Genomic DNA, 22,518 nt, shown 5'->3' on the forward strand with positions numbered 1-22,518 from the left:
CCGCAACCGCGCGGGCCCCACCATTGAAAAATCCTTCATTTCACCCAATGATCCCATCCACATAAATATATTCCAGGAAATCAATTCGAAGCGGTTCGCCGCCGTCCGAAGTACCGGTGAATGTCAGGATGTCGCCAGACTCGAGGTCCACTCCCAGCGTGCTGTGCTCGGCGAAGGACGTCTTGTTCACCGTTGCGTCGCCAGCGTCGAGATTCCAGACAAAGCTGTCTACGACCGTGTCATTCACCAGGATATCGAGCTGCGACTGACCGTCGGACTCGTCAAAATACCCAAGGGTGAGGTTATAGGTTCCGGGGGCATCCGCAAAGACGAAGCTTGCGCTCTGCACGCCCGCATTCCCCGCCTGGATCAATTGCCCCCCGGATGCATGGTTGTTGTTGTTGATGATGAAACCTTGATCGAGCGAGAAACTCTCCGCCTCGACGTGCACCAACTCGCCGGGGCCAGAGGGCGCACTCCCGCCACCGCCTCCGCCCGACAACGGGGCGAAGTCGAGGTAGTCGACACGCAGCGGCTCACGGCCGTTCGACGTGCCCGAGAGCTGGAGGATGTCGCCGACCCCCAGAGTCACCCCAGAGATCGTGCGCTCGGCAAAGGACGTTTGGTTTGCCGTCGCATCGCCGGCGTCGAGATTCCAGGTGAAACTGTCGATCACCGCGCCGTTGAGCAGCACGTTCAGCGTCGATTGACCGTCGGACTCGTCGAAGTAGCCCAGCGTGATGTCGAAGCTTCCGGCCTGCGTGACGGTGTAATTGGCGATCTGCGTGCCAGAGTTGGTGGCCTGGATGAACATGTCACCCGAGGCGTTCGGGTTGCTGACAGCTGCGAAGCCCTGCACGATGCTGAGGGTCTCGGCCTCGACACGGAACGGATCGCCGACAGGGGTTTCGGACCCGCCGCCCCCCGTACCGCCCTCGATCGGGGTGAAATCGGCATAGTCGATGCGCAGCGGCTCCTTGCCATTGGAGACCCCCGACAGCATCAGCGTGTCACCCACCGACAGCTCCACCCCCGAAATCGTGTGCTCGGCAAAGGACGTGCGGTTCGCCGTCGCGTCGCCCGCGTCGAGATTCCAGGTGAAGCTGTCGATCACCGTGCCGTTGAGCAGCACGTTCAGCGTCGATTGACCGTCGGACTCGTCGAAGTAGCCCAGCGTGATGTCGAAGGTCCCGGCCGTGGTGATGCCGTAGCTTGCGACCTGCGTGCCCGAATTGGTGGCCTGGATGAAGACGCCACCCGAGGCATGAGGGTTGGACTGGGCCGCAAAGCCCTGCACCAGTGTCATCGACTCGGCCTCGACACGGAAGGGATCGCCGACAGGAATGCCGCCGCCCCCACCGCCGCCACCGCTTGAGCTGTCCGCATCGTAGGTCAGGTAGATTGCATCTGTGGTCGGTCCGAGAGGCAGGTTGCCGTTCGTCGGATCGATCACCGCCGCGACGATACCAAGCGGAAGCTGGTCTTCGCCCGCAAAGTCATAGGCCGCCACCCCGGAGAGATCGAACATCGACGAGATGTCCTGTGCGCCGCCGGTCAGGGTAACGTCGACCGTCTGGAGCTCCACCGCATTGTTGGCGGGGAAATCCGACGCCGCGAGGGCGGCGAGTTGCGCATCGAGCTGCGGCGCGTAGATCCGCTCCTGGCTGGTTCCGTTGGTGAAGGCATTGGTGGTCGGCTGGATCATGCCCTTCATCAGCACCACCCGCATCACCGCGCCCGCGGGCCCGCTGACGATCAGGCTGAAGTCATCAGCGCTGTAGGTGCCAACCCCGCCCTCGCCCAACCCGTTGACCACGATGTTGGCCTCGGTGCCAAGCGATGCCTGCGACGCCAGCCCGCGCGACCCCGCCTGCGTGTCGGTGCCATGCAGGTAGCCAGTGCTGGTCGTGCCGTCGGCGTAGGTGACTGTGAAGCGCGAGCCGATCAGTTCGGCCCCCGAGACACCGCCGACGTCCCAGTCCGGGTCGGTGCCAGCGTCGAGCGTGGTCTTCTTCGCCCCGGCGATCGAATTGGGATCCATATCGACCGAGAAGGTCACCTTCTCGCCCGCTTCGAACCCGCCGTCGGTGGCCTGATCGAAGGTCAGCACGATGGCCTCGAAACCGGCGGTCCCGCCGGCCCCGACGTAGCTCTGGCCGGACGGGGCCACGACACCGGTGCTGCCCGCGTTGTTGATGGTCAGCGGCTTGGCGACCGTGTCCCCTGCGAGTCCGTAGGGGTCGAAGACCGCATCCGTCAGCACCGCGTTCGTGACATCGATCTCGACCTTGGTGACCACCTTGTCGCCGACGTTGGTGAGAATGAACGAGCCGCTGTCGTAATTCGACTTCTGCACGTTGTCGTTGTTCGGCGTGATTGCCAGCGTGACCGCTCCGCTGCCGGTCGGACCGCCCGAGGAGCTGTCATTGTCGAGGATGATCACCGTGGCGGTGTCGTCGCCGATGGTGGCATTCGCCCCGGTCACCCCGGTGATCACCACCTCGAAGCTCTCGTTCGACTCGGCCAGGGCATCATCGATGATGTTGACCTGAACGCTGGCATCCGCCGAGCCTCCGGCGATAGTCCGTGTGCCGCTGTAGACGCCCGTCGCCGCATTGAGCGTGGCCCCGACCACCGTGTAGTCGCTGCTGGCAGTGGCCGAGACAGGGCGCACCTCGAACTGCACGAGCACGCTGCTTTCCGAGGGCACGTAGTTGCTGGCCGAGATGGCCACTGTCACCGCGCCCTCGCCCTCGGCAACCACCGAATCCGCGACCGAGATGGAGGGTCCTTCCTCGACGGCGTCGATGGCGACGATCTCGATGCCATTGATCAGCGGGTTCTGAAGCACCGCGGCGAAGTCGATGTCGGCGATGCCGTCATCGATCACGCCGGTCCATTGCATCATCCCACCGACTCCGCTGCCGAAGGCGCTGACGATGTCGAAGTCGTTCAGGAACAGCGCGCCCTCGATCGACACGTCGAAGATGCGCTCGCCCGGCTGATCGGTTCCGGCATAGCCGTTGCCCATGTAAAGGCGGATCGCATAGCTGCCGGGATCGACGGCAAACTCGAACTGCATGCCGTCGCCGGTGGGCCGCGCCCAGCGTTCCTGCGTGAAGACGCCGACCGGGGTGCTCGAAGGCACGGAACTGTCGAGCGTGGTGATATTGAAGGTCGTCACCGAGGTCGTGCCCGCGACGATCACCGAGGTGTCGCTGCTCCAGTCCATGCCGCCGTCTGTCGCGGCAACGTCGGCATTGCCAGCCACCCAGCGATGCACGACCTCGCCGCTTGAGGTGTTGGTGACCTCGATCCAATCCCAGGAGGCGGCAAAACTGTCATCGCCGACCTCGGTCGAGGCGACCATGCCCACCACCGCGCCGGTGATGGCACCAAGGTTGTTGTACTGGCCCTTCACCGCACTGACGACGGCTGCGGGCAGCGCCAGGGAGCCGGTCGAGACCCAGGCGGTGTAGACGCCGTTCTCCACGTAGCGCGCCCGCGCGGTGGCGGTCTCGGCCCCCGCGGTCATGTCGAGATCGATCGCCACCTCGAAGTTCGGATCGCCGACCCCGAGGATCGTCGGGTCCTCGATTCCCGGAACCTCGACGAAACTGGTGACAAAGCTGTTGTTGGTCTCGACCAGAAGTTGCACGCCATATTTGATCGTGCCGCCGTCATCGATCACCGCGATGGTGGCCTCGGCGAAGTTGTCCTGATCGCCCGGCCCCACCATCAGCCCGACCTTCTCGCCGCCATCCCAGGTCTTTGCCGGGGCGTCGTTGTTCAGCGAATAGGTGAAGATGTTGACCATCTCGCTGGTGATCGACAGCTGCTGCGCGCCGGCGGACATGAAGCCGATCCCGAGCACGTTCTGCTGCGAGTTGGCGGTGCCCTCTGCGGTACCGGCATAGGCCTCGTCGATACTGACAAAGCTCGACGCTCCGCCGAGGTTGAACACGCCGCCGTAATAGAGGCCCTGCGTGGGGTCACCGCCGTTGTCGGTCTGCGGCAGCACGTTGTTGCGCCATACGGCATTGACGCCGATGCCGCCGGCGATGCTGTCGCCGCTCGGAACAGCGCCGGGCGGGGTCGAGGCGGGATTGTTCAGCTCGAAATCCCAGCGCGAGGTGGAATTCGGCCCCACCACGGCGCCGGTTCCGTCGGTCGGATCGCCGACATGGCTGTCGAGCGTGTTGTCCACGCCGTCGAGATCGAGATCATCACTGGCGTCCAGCGGCTCGCCGCCGGGGATGAAGATCGCGATGTTGTCCTTGCCGTACACGCCGCTGACGATGAGGCCCGCGAAGTCGTCCAGCCCATCGCCGTCGTTGTCGATGAACGTGCCAAGCCCGTTGTCCCCGAGCGCAGTCACGGCCAGCGGCTGCGAGCCGAAGTTGCTCAACTGGTAGACAACCGAGGCCGAGTCCATGCGACCATCGCCGTCGGTATCGACCACGCGGGTGAAGTAGAGCGTCCCGTCGAAACTGGCCGCGATGATGGTATTCTGCAGCGCTCCGTCGAAGAAACTGGCGGTGTATTCCTCAAGCCCGTTGGTGGACTCGGGCAGCGTCAGCAGGGAACCGTCCTGGGTCTGGTCCAGCAGCTGGGATTCTGGCGAATACGCCGTGCCGTCCATCACCGACGTGCCGTCGAAATGGGCCAGCACATTGGCGATCGAGCTGCCCGGATGCTCCCAGTCATAGCCGGAGACGACGTCGAAAAAGTCTGCCGGCAGCCCGGTGGTCGAGGTCGTGTCGATCCAGCTTCCCGAGGAGTCCTGCCCATAGATGATCAGCAGTTCCGACAGGAAGTCACGCGCCGCGGCTTCATTGGCAAAGAGCACCGCGCCATAGGCCATGATCGGTGAGCCAGAGGTGGCCCCCGCGTAGCTGCCGTCGGCGTTGAACGCCAGCGAGAGCGCTTCGGCTGCGGCGCGGATCGGGTTCGCGTGGCCACCATAGGGACCATAGGCGTCGGTGATCTCGCCAAGGTAGTGCAGCTGGTCGCCATACCCCTTGCTGCTCTCTTCGCTGAACTCGTTGGTGGCGAATTCCGAAGTCCAGTCGTTGACCACCGCACCATCGGAATAGGAGAGCGGCTGACCGCCCCAACCGCCGTTGGGGCCATTGTCCCAGGTGTAGACCTGTCCGTCCTCGGTCACGAGGACATCGTAGGGATTGCGGAAACCGGGCGAGTGGATGGTCAGCGGGTTGTCTACCAGTTTGAGCTGACCGTCTTCGCTGACCAGCACGTAATCGGTGATCTTGGCCATGTTGAGGCCGTTGTTGCCGCCTGCCCAGTCCGGTTGCAGCACGCCGCCGCTGCTGCCGTTGTTGTCGAGCGTGAAATTGGGGTCAAGATCGAGGTTCTGGATATCCAGAGACGCCAGGTTGACGTTGGGCCGCGACGGATCGTCCAGCGTCGGCAAGTCGAGAATGTACAGGTTTCCGTTGGCGTCCGTGCGGATATCGTAGGATTCTAGGTCGGTCAGGTTGATCTTGATGACCGACGCCGAATAGGCAAAATCCACCGTCCCGGCGAAGTTGTTGCCGGGCGCACCCTTGTTGGTGTTGCCGCCGATGGCGACCCACAGATAGGTGTCGCCAGTGTCCGGGTCGACCGAAAGGTCGAGCCCGTTGATCGCGTGATTCTCCTCCGATCGCGGCAGCCCGCGCACGATGGCGACGTTTGACAACACCGCCCCGGTATCCGGGTCGAGCACGATCCGGTGGATCTGACTCGAATTGGTGTCGAGCCCGCTGTCCTCGCCCACCGCGATCCGCCAGTCCGACGACGTGACGTAGAGAACATCGTTCCCGTCCTCGTCGGTGGTCGCGACGAGCCCGGTCATCTGCCGCTTCGCCGTGGTGTTCAGTGTCCCGTCATCATTGAAGTTCTGGGTGTCGTTCTTGATGACGTTGATCGCCATCGTCGACGTGGCGACGAAATCGGGACTTGTGTCAGCATCCGGTCCATCCGGTTGCCGTTCGATCTCGTAGCGGTAGATCGTCCCGTTCTGCTGCGCCACGAAGAGCACAGGGTTTCCGGTTTCGCTGAAATCCAGCGCCGTTGGGTTCGTGCTCTGCGCCGCCGCCAGATCGGTGACACCGAAAGTAATATCCTCGGCCATTTTGGGAGTCCTCTAACGAGAGGGGTAAAATCAACTATAAAATCAATTTTCTTTAGTATTATTATGATTTTAGGTTATTGGCGCTACTCTGCGCCGGTTCAGGACTTCACACTTGCCGGGGACTAACTCCCGACCTGTTTTACACAGCACGCGAGCGGGTGAGCGCCCGGCGCAGTCTTGCGGAAAGGAACTCGGAACGGTGCGGTACGACGACCGACTGGAACAAGTAGCGGCTCAGGATGTGCTCGCTGAATTCGCTCTTGGGCTTATAGGCAACTTGCACACGCCCGTTCGGCGCAGTGGCCTGGATCGTGCTGAGTTCGACCGCCGCGCTGCGGGTCTGGCCATCCGGCAGGATCATCGTCAGACGCCCGCTCACAGGGACGTTCAGCACATTGCCCTGGTCGAGGATGAGTTGATCCTCATCAACCCAGAATACCGCGCGTGACTGACCATCGTCGGAGACGAAACGCATGTCGTAGACCCGCGCGCGTGCCGCCTCGATACGCTCTGTCTTTCTGCCGAAGACCGACGCACCAACCCGAGCCACGGTTCGCGCCAGCACGCAGGCTCCGACGATGAACACCAGGGAGATCTCGCCAAGGTAAGAGACATCGGTCCCGCACAGCTTGTTGTTCAGCCGCGACCGGATGGCCTTGGAGGTGCCATGGCTCATGTAGGCCTGAGCCGGGCCGATCATGCCGGGCTTCACGCGGAAGCGACGTTCGTAGTTGGGAATCGCGGCCGCGTATTGCGCCGCGATCTCGGGACGCACGGGGCGCGGGCCGCACATGTTCATGTCGCCCTTGATCACGTTCAGCAGTTGCGGGATCTCGTCGAGACGGGTCTCGCGCAGGAACAGACCCATCGGGGTTTCGATTCCCGAGCCTTTTGGCAGGACCTTGTCCTTGGTGATCTGAGCCGCCTTGGCGCTGTCGAGCGTGCGGAACTTGTAGACGTCGAACAGCTCGCCGTTCTCGCCGATCCGCGGTCCTCGGTAGAAAATCGGTGCACCCTGGGTGAGGGCCAGAAGCGCAGTGATCACCAGGAACAGGGGGAGGATCATGAGAAACAGCGTCATGCCGATGGTAAAGTTGTAGGCGCGGTACAGCAGACGCGAACGCGGCTGGAAACCGACCGAGAGACGCGGCCAGACGGGGCGTCGGGACGGAGCCGGCCATGCTGCGGCCTGAGGAACCGCCTGAGCCGCGAAGACAGTATTTCGTGTCCCCTTGGAGGGAAGCTCGACGCGATAGTGGGAGGTTTTGAAGCTGCTGAACCGGGAGGAGGAATCTTCGTCTATGACTTTGTATGTGTTCTGTTTTTCGATTTCATTGCTGGTTGAAAAATCCATCGGAAATATCCTCGGCAAACTCAAGGAACCACGGGGAAACCCCAGGCCAAAAAGCTAAAATACAAAACGAGCCGCATGAACGCGCGGCGATCTAAAAAAGGTCGGCGATGCTCGGACTTCAGGCTAGAAACTGCCTCAATGTGCCCCTGACCAATAAGGGAGCACGACATTTTGTGAGTTAAACAATTCGTATCATTCTTAAGAAAATAGTAACTTTATGGACCGGCGGTGCAAAGCTGTTTTTTGCCATTATACCTGCAAACCCGGAAGAACAGGGCCTTGCAGGCCCGTGTCGCGCGCCGACTGCACGGACACTGTGCACACTGTCGCAACAATAGATCCACCCATCTCTTACCGAAGCGTCATCCCTGGCCACACATCCGCCCCACTTGAGCCGCAATCAACCCCTTGATGAGTGGAGACTTTGACACAATCTCGGCGTGTGCAGAGACGGCTCTCAGGGCTTTCGGCCGCCGATCACCTGTTGGGGCGAATCGATGATGCCTCCGCTTCGGCTCCGCACTTCCTCGATCACACGCCGGTCCACCGAATCAAGCTCCGGGAGGCGCGCGCCGGCGGTTGCGAGAACCGCCTCCTCGACCTCGGATGCCGGCCGCACCGGCGGATTGCTGCCTTCGAAGACGGGCGTATCTGAAAGCCTGACATCCGCATCGCTGCGCACGGCGCCGATGGTGTCCGACAGGTAGAAATTCGGCCCCGGAGTCTCGCCGTCCTGCAGGTGCAACGGCGGACGGTCGACGCTGTTCGGGCCAGGCACGTAGACATTGCCGATGATGTTGACCTTCGACCCCGTCCCCTGGAAGCCGTTCGGCCCCCAGTTGTAGATCAGGTTATTGATGAACTCGATGTCCTGGCTGCCGTCCTTGATGGCCGGATTTCGGTGACGGTTGTGCGCCAGCAGGTTGCCGATCACGGTGATGCGCTTCGCCGCGCCGCCGCCAATGAGCAGCCCCATGCTGTGCCGCCCTTTCGGATGCATCGACTGGTCAAGCGCTTCGGAAATGATGTTGTTCGAGATGGTCACATCCGCGACGTCTCCCCAGACCGCCAGGGCCTCGTCAATCGACCAGCTCAGCGAGTTGCCGTCGACCAGTACGTTGCGGATCGGCTTTGGTCCCTCACCGATCGACAGCCCGTCGCGGTTGTCAGGGGCATCTCCCGGACCGTCGCCCGGGCGCAGGCGCATCCCGCGGATGATCACATTGCTGCCGACCACCCGCAGCCGCCCCCCGGTGATCGTGATCCCGCCGGGCGCGGTCGTGCCGTCAAGGGTCACATCCGGCCCGATCTCGAGTTGGTGCGACAGGTCGATCGTGCCGCCGATGTCGAAGCGAATGATGCGCGGTCCACGCTCCTCCTCCGCCGCCCAGCGAAGGCTGCCCGGCCCGTCGTCCGCCAGGCTCGTCACCAGAAGCATGCGCCCGTCGTCACCACCTTTACTGCCGCTGCCAAAGCCGACCGGCTCTTGCACACCGGCAAGAGCCATCTCTTCGGAGCGCGCGGAGTCCCGCGGCAGGAGCGTGGCCGCGCCAGCGGCGGACACCAGAAGCGACGCCAGGAGACTGCGGCGTCCGATATGCGAAAAGGGGGCCATTGCCTGCTACCCTGAAAAAGGATCAACGCCCGGACGCAGCGGCGTCCAGGTCACCATTAGACTCGTGCGGGCACGCGGCCCGCACGGCCAAGGTCAGGTCGTGGCCTGCATCTGGCGCGCCTTCTTGCCCAGCAGCCCTTCGAAATAGGTGATGGTCTTGGCGATGCCCTCCGACAGGTCGACCGAAGGATTCCACCCCAGGTGCTCGCGCGCCAGGGTGATATCGGGACGGCGCTGCACCGGATCGTCGCTGGGCAGCTCGCGCGACACCAACTGCGATTGCGAGCCGGTCTGCGCCACGATCATCTCTGCCAGCTGCTTGACGGTGCACTCCTGCGGGTTACCGAGGTTAATCGGTCCGGTGACGCCCTCTTCGGTGCCCATCATCCGGATGATGCCTTCGATCAGCTCATCCACATAGCAGAAGGAGCGGGTCTGGCTGCCGTCGCCGTAGATGGTGATGTCCTCGTCATAGAGCGCCTGGCGAATGAAGTTCGACACCACGCGCCCGTCCTGCGGATGCATCCGCGGGCCGTAGGTGTTGAAGATGCGCACCACCTTGATCGGCAGGCCATGCTGGCGGTTGTAATCGAAGAACAACGTCTCGGCGCAGCGCTTGCCCTCGTCGTAGCACGACCGCACTCCGATCGGATTCACGTTGCCCCAGTAGCCCTCGGCCTGCGGGCTGACCAGCGCATCGCCGTAGACCTCCGACGTCGAGGCCTGAAGGATGGGACACTTCAGCCGCCGCGCCAACCCGAGCATGTTGATCGCGCCATGTACCGAGGTCTTGGTCGTCTGCACCGGATCGTGCTGGTAGTGGATCGGCGACGCCGGGCAGGCGAGATTGTAGATTTCATCCACCTCGACATAGAGCGGGATCGTCACGTCATGGCGCAGGAACTCGAAGCGCGGATTGGCGAGCAGGTGCTCGATGTTGCGCTTGGTGCCGGTGAAGAGGTTGTCGACGCACAGAACCTCCGCCCCACCTTCCAGCAGCCTGTCGCACAGATGCGAGCCGAGAAATCCGGCGCCGCCAGTCACGAGGATGCGCTTGCGACTGTTGTAGTTGCGCTTCAACATGTTGTTTCCCTTTCAAAATAAAAATCAATTCGGTCAAAAAAACTGGTGCCGCGGGAGGTCAGCCCCCGTGGCGGATTTGGGCTGCACGGGGTCCGGCGTCAGCCAGTCCAATGCAGCAAGATCGCGTCCGACAGGCTCTTGCAGCAGCGTGTCGTCGGCGTAGGCCAACGCGATGTTCGCGAACCCGAGGAACTCGGGCGTGCGGGCCGGGAGGGACGTTGGCGCGATGGGACTCAAGAGCCTCGCACAGGCACGGGCCGCGCAGATCATGCCAATAGAAATGCGGTTCCTTGGGGCTGCTGCAGCCCAGGTGCGGATGTTGCGACAGGTCGTGGACAAGCACCAACTTCCCGCATTTCGGCGCGCCGATATATGCGGCCGACCCAAAGAGGCGCGTCCCGGAAACGGGTTCTGGGCCGGACGGGAGAGAATGCGTCGACACGGGCAGCGTCTCCTACTGCATCGCCGATTGCCTTGGGCCGCGGCGTCAATTGCGCCGGAGGAGAATTCGCGAGGAGCGCTCGAGTGAGGGAAATGCGCCAGCCTCGCACAGAGGCCAGAGGGACGTTCGGGTCAGGCGATCACAGGATGATCGAAAGAATGAACCCGGCCAGAGCGCCCAAAGCTGCAATCCCAATCCAGGCGCCGACCCCAAGACTGAAACCAACGAAGAAAGAAATAAGCCAAGCGTAAAAAATTGCGGTAAGCGAACAAGTAATTAAGAGGATCGCCTGTCGGAGATAGGGACGGTCCCGCCGCGGCGGTTGCTCAGCCCTTTTGTCCATAGGCGACATGTGCGAGCGGTCGGACGAGCCCTGACCGCGCTTGATGCGGAGCCTCCTTTCTAATGCGTTGAGCGGCATCGTCCATTCCTGAACAGTCGGATGAAATCCGTGAACGTTTCAACCGGTTTGGCGGTGATGGCCGACACAAGGTCCCCCTAAAAGCTCGGGACAAAATCCAAAAATTCGGGTTCTGAGCAGAGAGCGCGCCAGACCCTTTACGCGGTACTATGCCTTGACGATACGCAACGCCCGGAAGACCCGTCAAGCCATTATGGGCCCGGCGCCGAAGCGCGCACCTAAGCGTGACCGAACTGCCTGTCACCGCGCCACTCGCCCGGATTGCAGCCGCGGCACGGGCACATCCGCGCGCGGGCAGTGCCAATCCTTGCGGCGCCCGGTTTCGGCGTAGATCGCCAGCAGCCGTTCGACCCATGTCGCGACCCCGTAGCGCCCCAGCGCACGCGCGCGCACCGCGTCACCCGTACGGGCGCGCAGGCCCGGCGTCTCGATCATCTCGATCACCCCGCGCGCCAACGCCTCGGGATCGCGCGGCCGGATCAGGATGGCGCCGGTTCCCTCGAGCACCAGCGCATTCTCTCCGACGTCCGTGACCACAGGCGGCAGGCCGTTGGCCATGGCCTCGAGCAGCGAGACCGGTGCCCCTTCCCAATGCGACGAGCTGACGAAGATATCGCTCGCTGCGAGCACCTCGGGAATGTCGCCGCGCATCCCGAGGAACCGCAGGTCCTCGCCGAGCCCGAGCCGTTGCGCCTGCGCCAGAAGCGCCTCATGGCGCGAGGTGTCCCGCGCATCGCCGACCAGCAGCAGAACGCAGGTCGGCGCGTGCTCCCGGATCGTCGCGAAGGCGTCGAGTAGCACCTCATGCGCCTTCTGACCAATGATCGCCCCGACGCAAACCAGGGCGATCTGATCCTCGGAGAGCCCCAGTTCGGCGCGCATGCGCGCGCGGGCGGCAGGCGGCGCGACCACCGTTTCGGACACCGCGTTGGGAACAACCCGGCACCCCGATCTGCCGATCTCTCCTGCCGCAGCCTCGGCAACGGCCTCGCCGACGGCAATCTTGTTGACCCCCGGCAGCCGCATGGCCAGTCCCTGCAGCAGGCGCCGACCGGGACGGATACGGCGGACCGAGGGTTTCACATTGTGAATCGTGGTGATGAAGGGAATACCGAGCAGCCGCGAGGCATAGGCCCCGAGCGTGCTGGCCGAGGCAAGATGCGCATGCAGGTATTCGATGCGCTTCTCGCGCAGCGCGCGCAGCAGCCTCCGGAAGCGCCCGGCGTCCACGAGGTTGCGGCCCGGCAGCAGCACGACCTCGGTGCCCGAGGCGCGCAGACGCTCCAGAAAGGGCGTGTTCAGATCGCTCAGCACGAAGACCGTCAAGCTCATGTCGGAGCGCCCGCGCACCGCTTCGGCAAAGGTCAGCACAAGCCTTTCGGCACCGCCGGTGAGCAGCGTGTCGATCAGGTAGCCCACGCGCAGCGGCGCAGGCGCGTCCACGGCAAGCATATGTCCGGGGAGGTCAATCTTGGCAGACTTCATGGGAGAGTCCGTCTTAAAAGAGAAAGTCTGCGCGCGACAGGACTCCGCCGCGCGCGGGCTGGTCAGCGCGCAAGATGCGCCTGACGGTCATCGCCACGCGGAGACTGCTTCATCACCGTCACCCCCGGCGCATTCAGTTCTTCATCGCTGGGTCGCTTCGGGCGCGACCTCAGCAGCGTCGCGATCATGAAGGCGGCAAGCGCGGCGATGGTGGCGACGATCAGTGCAATGGCGACCTGGGCATTTTCCGACATGCTGACCGGATTGATCGGCGGGGTGCCCTCTTCGATCACCCTCACGTTGTCAAAGCCCGAGACCTCCACCGCGCGCGCATCCCGCAGCCGCAGATCGAGCTCGGCGATACGGTCGGTCTGTGCCTGCTGACGGGCCTGGAGCAGCCGGGCCTTGGGCATCACCTCGGACAGGTCGGCGATATGCGCCCTGGTCTGTTGATGCTCTCGCTCAAGATAGGTGATGCGGCTCTGCGCTTCCTCGATCTCGGTTTCGGCAGCAAGCGCCTCCGCCTCGAATCCGAGCCGGTTCTGTAGCGAGGACTTGCGCTGCTGGAGCGAGATCATATTGAGCCGCGCTTCGCGCAGTTCCGAGTTGAGCGAGACCTCGTCGCGCACAGCGTTCTCGTATTCGATCTGAAGGCCCGTGGCATCCGGCCCGCCCAGCAGGTCGATCAGCGCCCCTTCGATTTCCTCGGCCTCCTGCTGCGCCTTGTCGAGGCGCGCGGTGATCGTGGTCAGCTCGCGCTCGGTGTACATGACGCGGCGGTGATTGAGGAAAGCCTCGACCAGCGCGTTGACCAGCTCGGCGGCAATCACCGGGTTGGTGTGGAACACCGAGATCTTGACCACGTAGGACCCGGTGATCAACTCGATCATCGTGCTTTCGTCGAGCCTGATAGTCGCCCCGATCAACCCGTCTTCAGTGTCCGGCATGTCCGGATAGACGCGGTTGAGCCCGACCTTCTCGATCGCTTCGCGCACCAGCTTCGGGTTGTCCAAGAGCAGCATCTCGGCGTTCACGAAGCCCTCAAAGTTGCCGGGATTCGGCGCCCGAATGTCGGTGAGGCTCGGGTCGGGCACATAGACGTATTCACGACCAAGCGCGAAGGACACCAGTGATCGCGCCTCGAAAACCGGGTGCGACTGCTTGATGGCAAAAAGAAGGGGAGTGATAACAGCGCCGAACACGACAATAGCAAGAATGATGCGTTTCACGGTATAACCAATCCATGGACACCCTGAGGTGTCGGCAAAAAAGAAATTAAATTAGACGAAAAATGTTCTCGTTCGATTTGTAACTGTAGCACCCATGCTGCCCTGCGGCAACAATTCGAGAGAGTTTCCCAAGAGTTCACGGGCAAGTGAGCCTCTTTGAGATCCGAACGCGGCAATCTTGGGCAGCAGCCCGTCCGAAGCGGTTTAACGCTTTGCCCTTGCACGAGATGACCGTAGACTGACCTCGATTCTCGCATCCGGCCGCCGCATTTTCTCTGGCTGGAATTTTATTTTTCTTCCTCATGTTTTCGAGGACCTGCTGCATGGCATTCTCTCCCGACAAGGCCACGTCCAAGGACCTGTTCTGGGCCTTTCCCGCCCTCTCCCCCACCAAACTCCTGTACTTCGTCGCGGTCATCATCATTGCCCGCTACGTCGATTCCGCCGACCTCGGGCTGATGGCAATCTGCCTCGCGATCATCGGCTACTCCGAGATCATGTCGAGCATCGGCCTTGGCTCGGCTCTGGTCTCGGCCCAGGACCGGCACCAGGAGACCGGCCACGCGAGGATCTTCTGCGCCCTCCTCGCCGCCTCGCTCATGGCGATCCTGCTCTGGCTCGGTGCCGTCCCCACGGCGCGACTTTTCGACTCGCCCGAGATCCAACAGCTGCTCGGCGCGATCTGCGTCATACTGGTGATCCAGGCGATCGGCTCGGCGCACGACAGTGCGCGCAAGTTTCGCAAGAAGCTGCTTCCCGACGTGGCACAGGGGCTCGTGAGGGGTCTCACCCCGATCATCCTGGCGATCGCTGGCTTCGGGACCCGGTCGCTGGTGGCCAGCTATCTGGCCGGTGCGCGTGTCGCAACGCTGATGCTGTTCTGGATTCGCCCGTGGAAGCCCAGCGCCCTGCCAGACCGGCCGCGCGGGCGCTTCGCGATGGGTTGCGGGTCTTGCTCGACCGGAGCCGAAACCATCAGCGCCACACCGCGATTGGTCGACAAATTCCTCGTTGGCACGTTTCTCGGTCCCGCGGCGCGTGGCACCTATGCCCTCGCCTTCCGAATTCCCGAGTTCGCCATCGAGCGCGTCGTCACCTTCGCTGGCACGGTGCTGCACCCGGTGACGTTGAAGATGCAGACCCAGTCCGAGGATCTGACGAAATACGCCGATCAATCGCTGCGCTCTTTCGCGCTGCCTATGTTGGGCATCGGCGCAGGCCATCGCTCCACCCTGAAGCGGAGACACGCATGACTTCGCCGAGACACCCGCAGGACGCATTGCGCGCCGCTCCGTTCTTTGCCAGCAGCCGCCCCGGCCAGATGCGGCGGGATCAGGTCGGCTGGGTATCGCTGCATCACGCCTCGCGCGATCTGCTCGGTAGCGCCCGAAAAATGCGCGGCGCCTTCAGAAGCGAGCGCCCCGACGCTCGCGAAGCACCCAGGAGGTCGGAATGAGTGATCTGCCCCTTCCCGCCCGCACGGGCTTCGACTGGCGCGGCTGGCTGGCCGTCCTTCTCAGCGGTCTGTTTGCGCTGGCGGTGACCTTGGTTCTTGCGAACCGCACGTCGCTGATGATGGCGCTTCCCGTCGCGCTGCTGATCTTTGCGGTCGGCATCCGGTACCCGATGATCGCGCTCGCAGGGCTGATCGCGCTCGTCATCTCCAACACCTCGGACAACCTGATCGAGGCATTCAGCATCCCCTCCCTGGCCAAGATCACGGCACCGGGTCTCTTTCTCCTGCTCGCCGCACGATATGCGCTCTACCGCGACCTGCCCTACATTCCGCGCGTGACGATCTGTTGCCTGCTGATCGTCTTCGCCATGAAGCTGATGAGTGCGATCTATGCGCTGCGCTGGAACCTGAGCATCGAACTTTCCATCGATTTCCTCAAGGAAGCCGCGGTGGCGATCCTGGCCCTGGCTTTCATGAACAACAAGCGCGGTTTTGAAACCGTAGCCCTCGCCGCCACCCTGCCCATTGTCATCGTCTGCGGCCTGGGGCTCTATCAGCTTGTCGTCGGCCCCTCGCCCACCGGCTTTTTCGGATTCTCGCGGATCACCGATGGCTCGTCGCGCTTTTCCGGCATGCTGCTCGATCCGAATTTCTTTGCCGCCATCGTGGTCTTCACCATTCCATTGGCGCTGTTCCACCTGCTCAACGCCCGCCGGCCGGGGACGCTCATCTTCTGGATACTGGCCTCCGGCGCGCTGATTGCCGGCCTGCTGGCCACGGAATCGCGCGGCGCGCTGATTGGGCTTTCGCTGGGGTTGATCGTCCTGAGCACCAGCTTCACCCGCAAGCAGTTCCTCGCCGCCGGTGCCATCGGCGTCCTGGTCGTGATGCTTGCCGGGATCGTGGCCAGCGACGATTTGATCGACCGCTTCGCCAGCATCGTCGATACCGCCGCCGCCGGCGAGGCGCAGGACAAGAGTACAGAGGGCCGTCTGGCCAGTTGGACCGTCGCCTACAACCTGTTCAACCAGAACCCGTGGTTCGGCGTCGGGCTGGGTAACTTCAAGGCCCACTATCAGAATGGTGCGCTCGAGGACGGGCTGATCTTCCGGGGCGAGGGCCGGGCCACTCACAGTCTCTATCTCGAGTTCCTGACCGAACAAGGGCTGGTTGGGCTGCTCGTCTTCCTTGGAATCGCCGCGTTGGGTGTGGTGAACTATTTTCGCGGGGCCGCCCTGGCCCGTCGCCTCGGAGACGAGTTGATGGCGCGCAGGCTCATCGCGTTCTGCGGTGGCTTCGTCGGCTATCTCGCCGCGATGACCTTCCTGCAGGACGCGTACCCGCGATTCCTTTGGTACATGGTGTCTCTGTCTGCGGAATCGTACATGATCGTGCGCTGCATCTACGCCAATCATCCTGCTCTGACGTTCACCAGTCGCCGCGAAACAGGCCCCTACCCGATCGAGACACCCTGACCGATTCTGCGCCTCGCGGTTGCGGCGACCATGGTTCACGGCCAAAGGGTGTCCAGACAGCTCTGCGGAAAATGTTCGGAGGCGGCCAATTTCTCCTGCCCCCGCCGGCTGCATTCGAATGCGACGATCTCGCGCGGGATTCGCCGCCACGTCATCAAGCGCTTCGCGCCGAAACAGCCCCGTAGCCCCTGCGAAGAGCGAGGCTAAAGTCTTGATTTTTCAGGGTAAGGTTCCAGAGTGGTGAGCCGTGCAGGATTCGAACCTGCGACCCACTGATTAAAAGTCAGTTGCTCTACCAACTGAGCTAACGGCCCACTCTCTCGGGACTTTAACACAGTGGTGAGCCGTGCAGGATTCGAACCTGCGACCCACTGATTAAAAGTCAGTTGCTCTACCAACTGAGCTAACGGCCCACTGTGTGTGGGCGGCTTCTAGGAACTGTGGCGGGGGGGGTCAAGCGGAAAAATGATATTTCTGCCGAACTTGTCCGAGACTGCCCGGCTCGCGCCCCGCGGGTGCATGCGCCAGAGGCAAGGCAGCCCCCCGCAACGCAGGCTGGAAACGCTCCGTCAACAGGCGTATATGCGCCCGGATGAAACACGCGCGCACAAACTCTCTGCCCTTCATGAAGATGCACGGGCTTGGCAACGACTTCGTCGTGCTGGACGCGCGTGCGCGCTCCATCGCCATGACCCCTGCCCTCGCCATGGCCATCGCCGACCGACACCGCGGCGTCGGATTCGACCAGCTGGCGATCATCGAGCCCGGCAGCGGCGATGCGCATCTGACCTTCTACAACGCCGATGGCTCGACCGCGGGGGCCTGCGGCAATGCCACGCGCTGCATCGCGCGTTTCCTGATGGACGAGACCGGCAAACCTGCGCTGACGCTCACCACCGAGCGCGGCACGCTCTTCGCGCGTGACGCCGGCGACGGGCGTACCTCGGTCAACATGGGCCAGCCGCAGCTGCGCTGGGACGAGATCCCTCTCGCGCATGAGATGGACACGCTGGAGCTGCCGATCGAGGGCAAGCCCACCGCCACCGGCATGGGCAACCCGCATTGCACCTTCTTCGTCGAGGATGCCGAGGCGGTCGACATCATGACCTTCGGCTCGGCGCACGAGCATCACCCGCTCTATCCGCAGCGCACCAACGTGCAGGTCGCCAGCCTGATCGGCCCCGACCACCTGCGCATGCGCGTCTGGGAGCGCGGCGCGGGCCTCACGCTGGCCTCGGGCTCGTCCTCCTGCGCCACCGCCATCGCCGCCGCGCGCCGCGGCCTGACCGGGCGCAAGGTGACCATCGAGCTCGACGGCGGCACGCTGCAGGTCGACTGGCGCGAGGATGGCGTCTGGATGACCGGCCCCACCGCCCATGTCTTCGACGGGCATTTCACCCACGACTGGCTGGAGATGGTCTCGTGACCGGCGCACCCAAGTTCACCACCCTCGGCTGCCGCCTCAACGCCTACGAGACCGAGGCGATGAAGGATCTGGCCACGCAGGCCGGTATGGAAAACGCGGTCATCGTGAACACCTGCGCCGTGACCTCCGAGGCCGTGCGCAAGGCGCGTCAGGAGATCCGCCGCCTGCGCCGCGAGAACCCAGATGCCAAGGTGATCGTCACCGGCTGCGCCGCACAGATCGACCCCGACAGCTTCGCCGCGATGACCGAGGTCGACGCCGTCATCGGCAACACCGAGAAGATGGCCCCCGAGACATGGTCGCGGCTGTCGAACGGTTTCATCGGCGAAACCGAGCGCGTCATGGTCAATGACATCATGTCGGTGACCGAAACCGCCGGCCACCTGATCGACGGCTTCGGCACCCGCAGCCGCGCCTACGTACAGGTGCAGAACGGCTGCGATCACCGCTGCACCTTCTGCATCATCCCCTACGGCCGCGGCAATTCCCGTTCGGTTCCCGCCGGCGTGGTCGTCGACCAGATCAAGCGGCTGGTGCAGCAGGGCTACAACGAGGTGGTGCTGACCGGGGTGGACCTCACCTCCTGGGGCGCCGACCTGCCGGGCACGCCTCGCTTGGGCGATCTGGTGATGCGCATCCTCAGGCTGATCCCCGACCTGCCGCGCCTGCGCATCTCCTCGATCGATTCCATCGAGGCCGACGAGAACCTGATGCAGGCCATCGCCACCGAGCCGCGCCTGATGCCGCACCTGCACCTGTCGCTGCAGCACGGCGATGACCTCATCCTCAAGCGGATGAAGCGCCGCCACCTGCGCGACGACGCCATCCGCTTCTGCGAGGAGGCGCGCAAGCTGCGCCCCGAGATGACCTTCGGCGCCGACATCATCGCCGGCTTCCCGACCGAGACCGAGGAGCATTTCGCCAACTCGCTGAAGCTGGTCGAGGATTGCGACCTGACCTGGCTGCACGTCTTCCCCTATTCCTCGCGTCCCGGCACCCCTGCCGCGCGCATCCCGAGCAAGGTGAACGGCAATGTCATTAAGGAGCGCGCCGCCCGCCTGCGCGCCGCCGGGGATGCCGCCGTGGCGCGCCATCTCGCCGTGCAGCCCGGCCGCACCCATCACATCCTGATGGAAAGCCCCGAGATGGGCCGCACCGAGCAGTTTACCGAGGTGCTCTTCGATGCCCCGCAGACGGAGGGTGCGATTGTCACCGCGACGATCACCGGCATCCGTGGCACGCAGCTGACGGCGGCCTGACCCGGTGCACCCGAACCCGATCTTCCGCCGCACCGAGAAGGCGCAGAGCCTCGCGCTGGTGCGCGACCGGGCCTTCGGCACGCTGGCAATCAGCACCGAGGCCGCGCCTCTGCTGTCGCATGTGCCGTTCTTGCTGGCGGAGGATGCCGCCCACGCGGATCTGCACCTGGTGCGCTCCAATCCGATCTGCCGCGCCGCGCGCGCGGGAATCGCGGCCCGGCTCGCGGTGACCGGCCCTGACGGCTACGTCTCGCCCGACTGGTACGGCGATCCCGGCCAGGTGCCGACGTGGAACTACGTCGCCGTGCACCTCATCGGCCGGCTCGAGCCGCTGCCGCCCGAAGAGATCGACCCTTTGCTCGCCGCACAGAGCGCCGCCTTCGAGGCCCGGCTCGCGCCCAAGCACCCCTGGTCCATGGACAAGATGGACCCGGACGTTCGCGCCAAGCTGCAGCGCATGATCCTGCCCTTCCGCCTGCACATCGACGAGATCGACAGCACCTGGAAGCTCTCCCAGAACAAGACCGAAGAGATGCGCAGCGCCGCTGCCGCGCGGCTCGAGACGGGTTTCGGCCAGGAGCTCGGCACGCTCGCCACGCTGATGAAGGATCCGCCGCGCGACGGGGCGTGACGATTGCAAGGCGCGCGCAGATCCGTCATGTCACGCTGCATGACCCTGAAAACTCGCGCTCTCATCGTTCACCTGCTGACCGCCACCGGCGCGGTCTTCGCCATGCTCGCCATGCTTGCCGCCGCGCAGGAAGACTGGTCGATCATGTTCCTCTGGCTCGTCGTGGCCTTCTTCGTGGACGGCATCGACGGCCCGCTGGCCCGCAAGTATGACGTCAAGGTCAATTCGCCCCGTTTCGACGGCGTGCTGCTCGACCTGATCATCGACTACCTGACCTATGTCTTCATCCCGGCCTTCGCGCTGTTCCACTCGGGGCTGCTGCCCGGCTGGACCGGCTGGATCGCGATCATCATCATCACCTTCGCCTCGGCCATGTATTTTGCCGACAGCCGGATGAAGACCTCCGACAACTCCTTCCACGGCTTTCCGGGCTGCTGGAACATGCTGGTCCTGGTGCTCTTCGCGTTGCAGCCGAACTTCTGGGTGATCCTGGCGCTGGTGACCCTGCTTGCGGTGGCCATGTTCCTGCCGCTGAAGTTCATCCACCCGGTGCGCACCGAGCGCTGGCGGGCTCTGTCGCTGCCCATCGCGCTGGCCTGGACCTTCTTCGCCGGCTGGGCGGCCTGGGTCGATTTCCACCCGGAAAGCTGGGCGCACTGGGGCCTCGTGCTCACCTCGCTCTACCTGCTCTTCGCCGGCGTCGCCCAGCAGATCCTGCCCAAGTCCGCCCTCGAGCGCGCCTGAGCCTTCTTCTAGGTGCAAATATCCTCGGGGGTGAGGCGCGCAGCGCCGAGGGGGCGGAAGGCCCCCTCTTCCGCAACGGTCAGGCCTTGAGACGCCAGCCGGTGCGGAACAGCCCCCAGGCCATAAGCGAGACCACCAGCGTGGCAAGGATCGCCACCGCCGCCCCGAGCGCCGGGCTTGCATCCGACACCCCCAGCACCCCGTAGCGCGCCCCGTCGATCAGGTAGAAGACCGGGTTGAAATGGGTGATCTCGTAGAGCCCGCGCGGCAGCGCCTCGACCGAGTAGAAGGTGCCCGACAGGAAGGCCAAGGGGGTGACGATGAAATTGGTGATCGCCGCCATCTGGTCGAACTTATTGGCAAAAAGCCCCGCCACGATGCCCACCGCCGAGAGGAAGGTACCGCCGAGCAGGACGAAGCCCAGCACGATCAGCGGATGCGCCGGCACCAGGCCGGTGGTCGCCCAGAGCCCCAGCAGGATCGCGCAGGCCACCACCAGTCCGCGCGCGATTCCGCCCGCGAGATAGCCGATCACCAGTTCGAAAGGTGCCAGCGGCGGCATCAGCGTGTCGACGATATTGCCCTGCACCTTCGAGATCACGATCGACGAGGAGGTGTTGGCAAAGGCGTTCTGGATGACCGTCATCATCAAGATGCCCGGCGCGATGAAGCGGGTGAAGGGCACACCCATGACATCGCCGCGGCTCGGGCCTATCGCGATGGTGAAGATCATCAGAAACAGTCCCGCGGTGACCAGCGGCGCCAGCAGGGTCTGGGTCCAGACCGCAAGAAAACGCTGGGTTTCCCGGCGGCAGAGCGTGGCAAGGCCGAGCCAGTTCACGGCACCGAAACGGCGTGCCCCGGGCTCATAGCGGGTTTGGCTGTCCATAAGGTCTCCTTTCCCTTTGGGTCCGGCTTGTAACTCGGCAGTTCATGACTACAATAGGCCCCCTGATGGAATTTTCAGGCGGCCCTGTATCTCGGGCCGCTTTTTCTCAAGCAAGGATCGGACATGTCCTGGACGGATGAGCGCGTCGAGCTTCTCAAGAAGATGTGGGCCGAGGGCCAGTCGGCCAGCCAGATCGCCAAGGAACTTGGCGGCGTGACCCGCAACGCGGTGATTGGCAAGGTGCACCGGCTCGGCCTGTCGAACCGCGCCGCACCGGCGGGCGGCGCGGCCCCTGCCGCACCGGCGGCGCCGGTCAAGGAAGCCAAGCCCGCCGCAAAAGAGGCCAAGCCCAAACCCGCCCCCAAGGCGGAGCCGGCGGCGGCCCCGGAACCCGCGCGTGAGACCGCCACCGCGGTCGAGACGCGCCCGGCCCCGCTCGGCCCCTCGCGCAAGCCGATCGTGCCCGCGGGACAGCCGCTGCCGCCGCAGCCCTCGGCCAACGAGATCAGCCCCGAGGCGCTGGCCAAGGTCAACGAGATCGAGAAGAAGGCCAAGAAGCTGTCGCTGATGGACCTCACCGAGCGGACCTGCAAATGGCCCGTCGGCGACCCGGCGACCGACGACTTCTGGTTCTGCGGTCTGCCCGTGCAGCAGGGCAAACCCTATTGCGAGGCACATGTGGGCGTGGCCTTCCAGCCGATGTCTTCGCGCCGCGATCGGCGCCGCTGAGCCCGCCGCAGCAAAATCAGAGCCGCCCGTGCCCCAGGCACGGGCGGCTTTGTCTTTGCCCGCCCTCGAGCGCTGAGAATTTTCTTGCGCAACGGCAGGGGGTTGCGCAACCAGAGCCAGAGTTCCAGCGTTGTGGAAGACACC

At 63.9% G+C, this 22,518-nt stretch carries 15 protein-coding genes and 2 tRNA genes; 7 read left to right on the forward strand and 10 right to left on the reverse strand.

Features of this window, described 5'->3' with window-relative positions:
- Positions 1-40: 40 nt before the first annotated feature.
- From IQ782_RS07370 to IQ782_RS07400, 7 genes are all read right to left on the reverse strand, one after another.
- Complete coding sequence (locus IQ782_RS07370) at positions 41-6,136, reverse strand: malectin domain-containing carbohydrate-binding protein (RefSeq protein WP_194133975.1); 6,096 nt, start codon at positions 6,134-6,136, stop codon at positions 41-43.
- 139 nt (positions 6,137-6,275) lie between these two features.
- Entirely contained in the window at positions 6,276-7,490 is a 1,215-nt protein-coding gene (locus IQ782_RS07375; protein WP_194133976.1) for a sugar transferase, read from the reverse strand.
- Positions 7,491-7,947: 457 nt separating this feature from the next.
- Complete coding sequence (locus IQ782_RS07380; protein WP_194133977.1) at positions 7,948-9,105, reverse strand: pectate lyase family protein; 1,158 nt, start codon at positions 9,103-9,105, stop codon at positions 7,948-7,950.
- 93 nt (positions 9,106-9,198) lie between these two features.
- Complete coding sequence (locus IQ782_RS07385) at positions 9,199-10,188, reverse strand: UDP-glucuronic acid decarboxylase family protein (RefSeq protein ID WP_194133978.1); 990 nt, start codon at positions 10,186-10,188, stop codon at positions 9,199-9,201.
- A 581-nt stretch (positions 10,189-10,769) separates the two neighbouring features.
- On the reverse strand, positions 10,770-11,051 hold the full coding sequence (locus IQ782_RS07390; RefSeq protein ID WP_194133979.1) for a hypothetical protein: 282 nt from the start codon (positions 11,049-11,051) through the stop codon (positions 10,770-10,772).
- A 240-nt stretch (positions 11,052-11,291) separates the two neighbouring features.
- Entirely contained in the window at positions 11,292-12,536 is a 1,245-nt protein-coding gene (locus IQ782_RS07395; protein ID WP_194133980.1) for a glycosyltransferase, read from the reverse strand.
- Between the two features lie 62 nt (positions 12,537-12,598).
- Positions 12,599-13,765 carry a GumC domain-containing protein gene (locus IQ782_RS07400; RefSeq protein ID WP_194133981.1) on the reverse strand — a complete coding sequence of 389 codons (1,167 nt, stop codon included), beginning with the start codon at positions 13,763-13,765 and terminating at the stop codon, positions 12,599-12,601.
- A 323-nt stretch (positions 13,766-14,088) separates the two neighbouring features.
- Between IQ782_RS07400 and IQ782_RS07405 the strand changes: the two genes are divergently transcribed.
- Both IQ782_RS07405 and IQ782_RS07410 read left to right on the forward strand, forming a co-directional pair.
- Positions 14,089-15,018: an oligosaccharide flippase family protein gene (locus IQ782_RS07405; RefSeq protein WP_194133982.1), complete on the forward strand. Its 930-nt coding sequence runs from the start codon at positions 14,089-14,091 to the stop codon at positions 15,016-15,018.
- Between the two features lie 199 nt (positions 15,019-15,217).
- The gene (locus IQ782_RS07410) at positions 15,218-16,696 is read left to right on the forward strand and encodes an O-antigen ligase family protein (protein WP_194133983.1); all 1,479 of its coding nucleotides are present in this window, start codon (positions 15,218-15,220) and stop codon (positions 16,694-16,696) included.
- A gap of 238 nt (positions 16,697-16,934) precedes the next feature.
- Here IQ782_RS07410 and IQ782_RS07415 read toward each other — a convergent pair.
- Together IQ782_RS07415 and IQ782_RS07420 are read right to left on the reverse strand one after the other, a co-directional pair.
- Positions 16,935-17,010, reverse strand: a tRNA-Lys gene (locus IQ782_RS07415).
- 23 nt (positions 17,011-17,033) lie between these two features.
- Positions 17,034-17,109 (reverse strand) — tRNA-Lys (locus IQ782_RS07420).
- Between the two features lie 179 nt (positions 17,110-17,288).
- Here IQ782_RS07420 and dapF point away from each other — a divergent pair.
- The 4 genes from dapF to IQ782_RS07440 are packed head-to-tail and all read left to right on the forward strand — an operon-like array spanning position 17,289 to position 20,756.
- The gene (dapF, locus tag IQ782_RS07425; protein WP_194133984.1) at positions 17,289-18,122 is read left to right on the forward strand and encodes a diaminopimelate epimerase; all 834 of its coding nucleotides are present in this window, start codon (positions 17,289-17,291) and stop codon (positions 18,120-18,122) included.
- Entirely contained in the window at positions 18,119-19,381 is a 1,263-nt protein-coding gene (gene mtaB / locus IQ782_RS07430) for a tRNA (N(6)-L-threonylcarbamoyladenosine(37)-C(2))-methylthiotransferase MtaB (protein ID WP_194133985.1), read from the forward strand. Before dapF ends, mtaB begins: the two co-directional genes overlap by 4 nt.
- A gap of 4 nt (positions 19,382-19,385) precedes the next feature.
- Positions 19,386-20,012, forward strand: a complete 627-nt coding sequence (locus IQ782_RS07435) for an FMN-binding negative transcriptional regulator (protein WP_194133986.1) — start codon at positions 19,386-19,388, stop codon at positions 20,010-20,012.
- Positions 20,013-20,051: 39 nt separating this feature from the next.
- A complete protein-coding gene (locus IQ782_RS07440) occupies positions 20,052-20,756 on the forward strand; it encodes a CDP-alcohol phosphatidyltransferase family protein (RefSeq protein WP_194133987.1) in 705 nt (234 codons plus the stop codon).
- A gap of 79 nt (positions 20,757-20,835) precedes the next feature.
- On the opposite strand, the gene IQ782_RS07445 is transcribed toward IQ782_RS07440, so the two are convergent.
- Entirely contained in the window at positions 20,836-21,645 is an 810-nt protein-coding gene (locus IQ782_RS07445) for an ABC transporter permease (protein WP_194133988.1), read from the reverse strand.
- Between the two features lie 123 nt (positions 21,646-21,768).
- On the opposite strand from IQ782_RS07445, the gene IQ782_RS07450 reads away from it, so the two are divergent.
- The gene (locus tag IQ782_RS07450) at positions 21,769-22,374 is read left to right on the forward strand and encodes a GcrA family cell cycle regulator (RefSeq protein ID WP_194133989.1); all 606 of its coding nucleotides are present in this window, start codon (positions 21,769-21,771) and stop codon (positions 22,372-22,374) included.
- Positions 22,375-22,518: the final 144 nt, after the last annotated feature.

Origin of the sequence: Salipiger mangrovisoli (assembly GCF_015223355.1) — a bacterium.
GTDB classification, from domain to species: domain Bacteria; phylum Pseudomonadota; class Alphaproteobacteria; order Rhodobacterales; family Rhodobacteraceae; genus Salipiger; species Salipiger mangrovisoli.

What these genes read in the sequence shown, in the direction of transcription:
- dapF (WP_194133984.1), top strand. Translation starts at nt 17,289, where the DNA reads ATGAAACACGCGCGCACAAACTCTCTGCCCTTCATGAAGATGCACGGG.
- IQ782_RS07395 (WP_194133980.1), bottom strand. Translation starts at nt 12,536, where the DNA reads ATGAAGTCTGCCAAGATTGACCTCCCCGGACATATGCTTGCCGTGGAC.
- IQ782_RS07450 (WP_194133989.1), top strand. Translation starts at nt 21,769, where the DNA reads ATGTCCTGGACGGATGAGCGCGTCGAGCTTCTCAAGAAGATGTGGGCC.
- IQ782_RS07385 (WP_194133978.1), bottom strand. Translation starts at nt 10,188, where the DNA reads ATGTTGAAGCGCAACTACAACAGTCGCAAGCGCATCCTCGTGACTGGC.
- IQ782_RS07370 (WP_194133975.1), bottom strand. Translation starts at nt 6,136, where the DNA reads ATGGCCGAGGATATTACTTTCGGTGTCACCGATCTGGCGGCGGCGCAG.
- IQ782_RS07410 (WP_194133983.1), top strand. Translation starts at nt 15,218, where the DNA reads ATGAGTGATCTGCCCCTTCCCGCCCGCACGGGCTTCGACTGGCGCGGC.
- IQ782_RS07445 (WP_194133988.1), bottom strand. Translation starts at nt 21,645, where the DNA reads ATGGACAGCCAAACCCGCTATGAGCCCGGGGCACGCCGTTTCGGTGCC.
- IQ782_RS07405 (WP_194133982.1), top strand. Translation starts at nt 14,089, where the DNA reads ATGGCATTCTCTCCCGACAAGGCCACGTCCAAGGACCTGTTCTGGGCC.
- IQ782_RS07380 (WP_194133977.1), bottom strand. Translation starts at nt 9,105, where the DNA reads ATGGCCCCCTTTTCGCATATCGGACGCCGCAGTCTCCTGGCGTCGCTT.
- IQ782_RS07375 (WP_194133976.1), bottom strand. Translation starts at nt 7,490, where the DNA reads ATGGATTTTTCAACCAGCAATGAAATCGAAAAACAGAACACATACAAA.
- IQ782_RS07390 (WP_194133979.1), bottom strand. Translation starts at nt 11,051, where the DNA reads ATGCCGCTCAACGCATTAGAAAGGAGGCTCCGCATCAAGCGCGGTCAG.
- IQ782_RS07440 (WP_194133987.1), top strand. Translation starts at nt 20,052, where the DNA reads ATGACCCTGAAAACTCGCGCTCTCATCGTTCACCTGCTGACCGCCACC.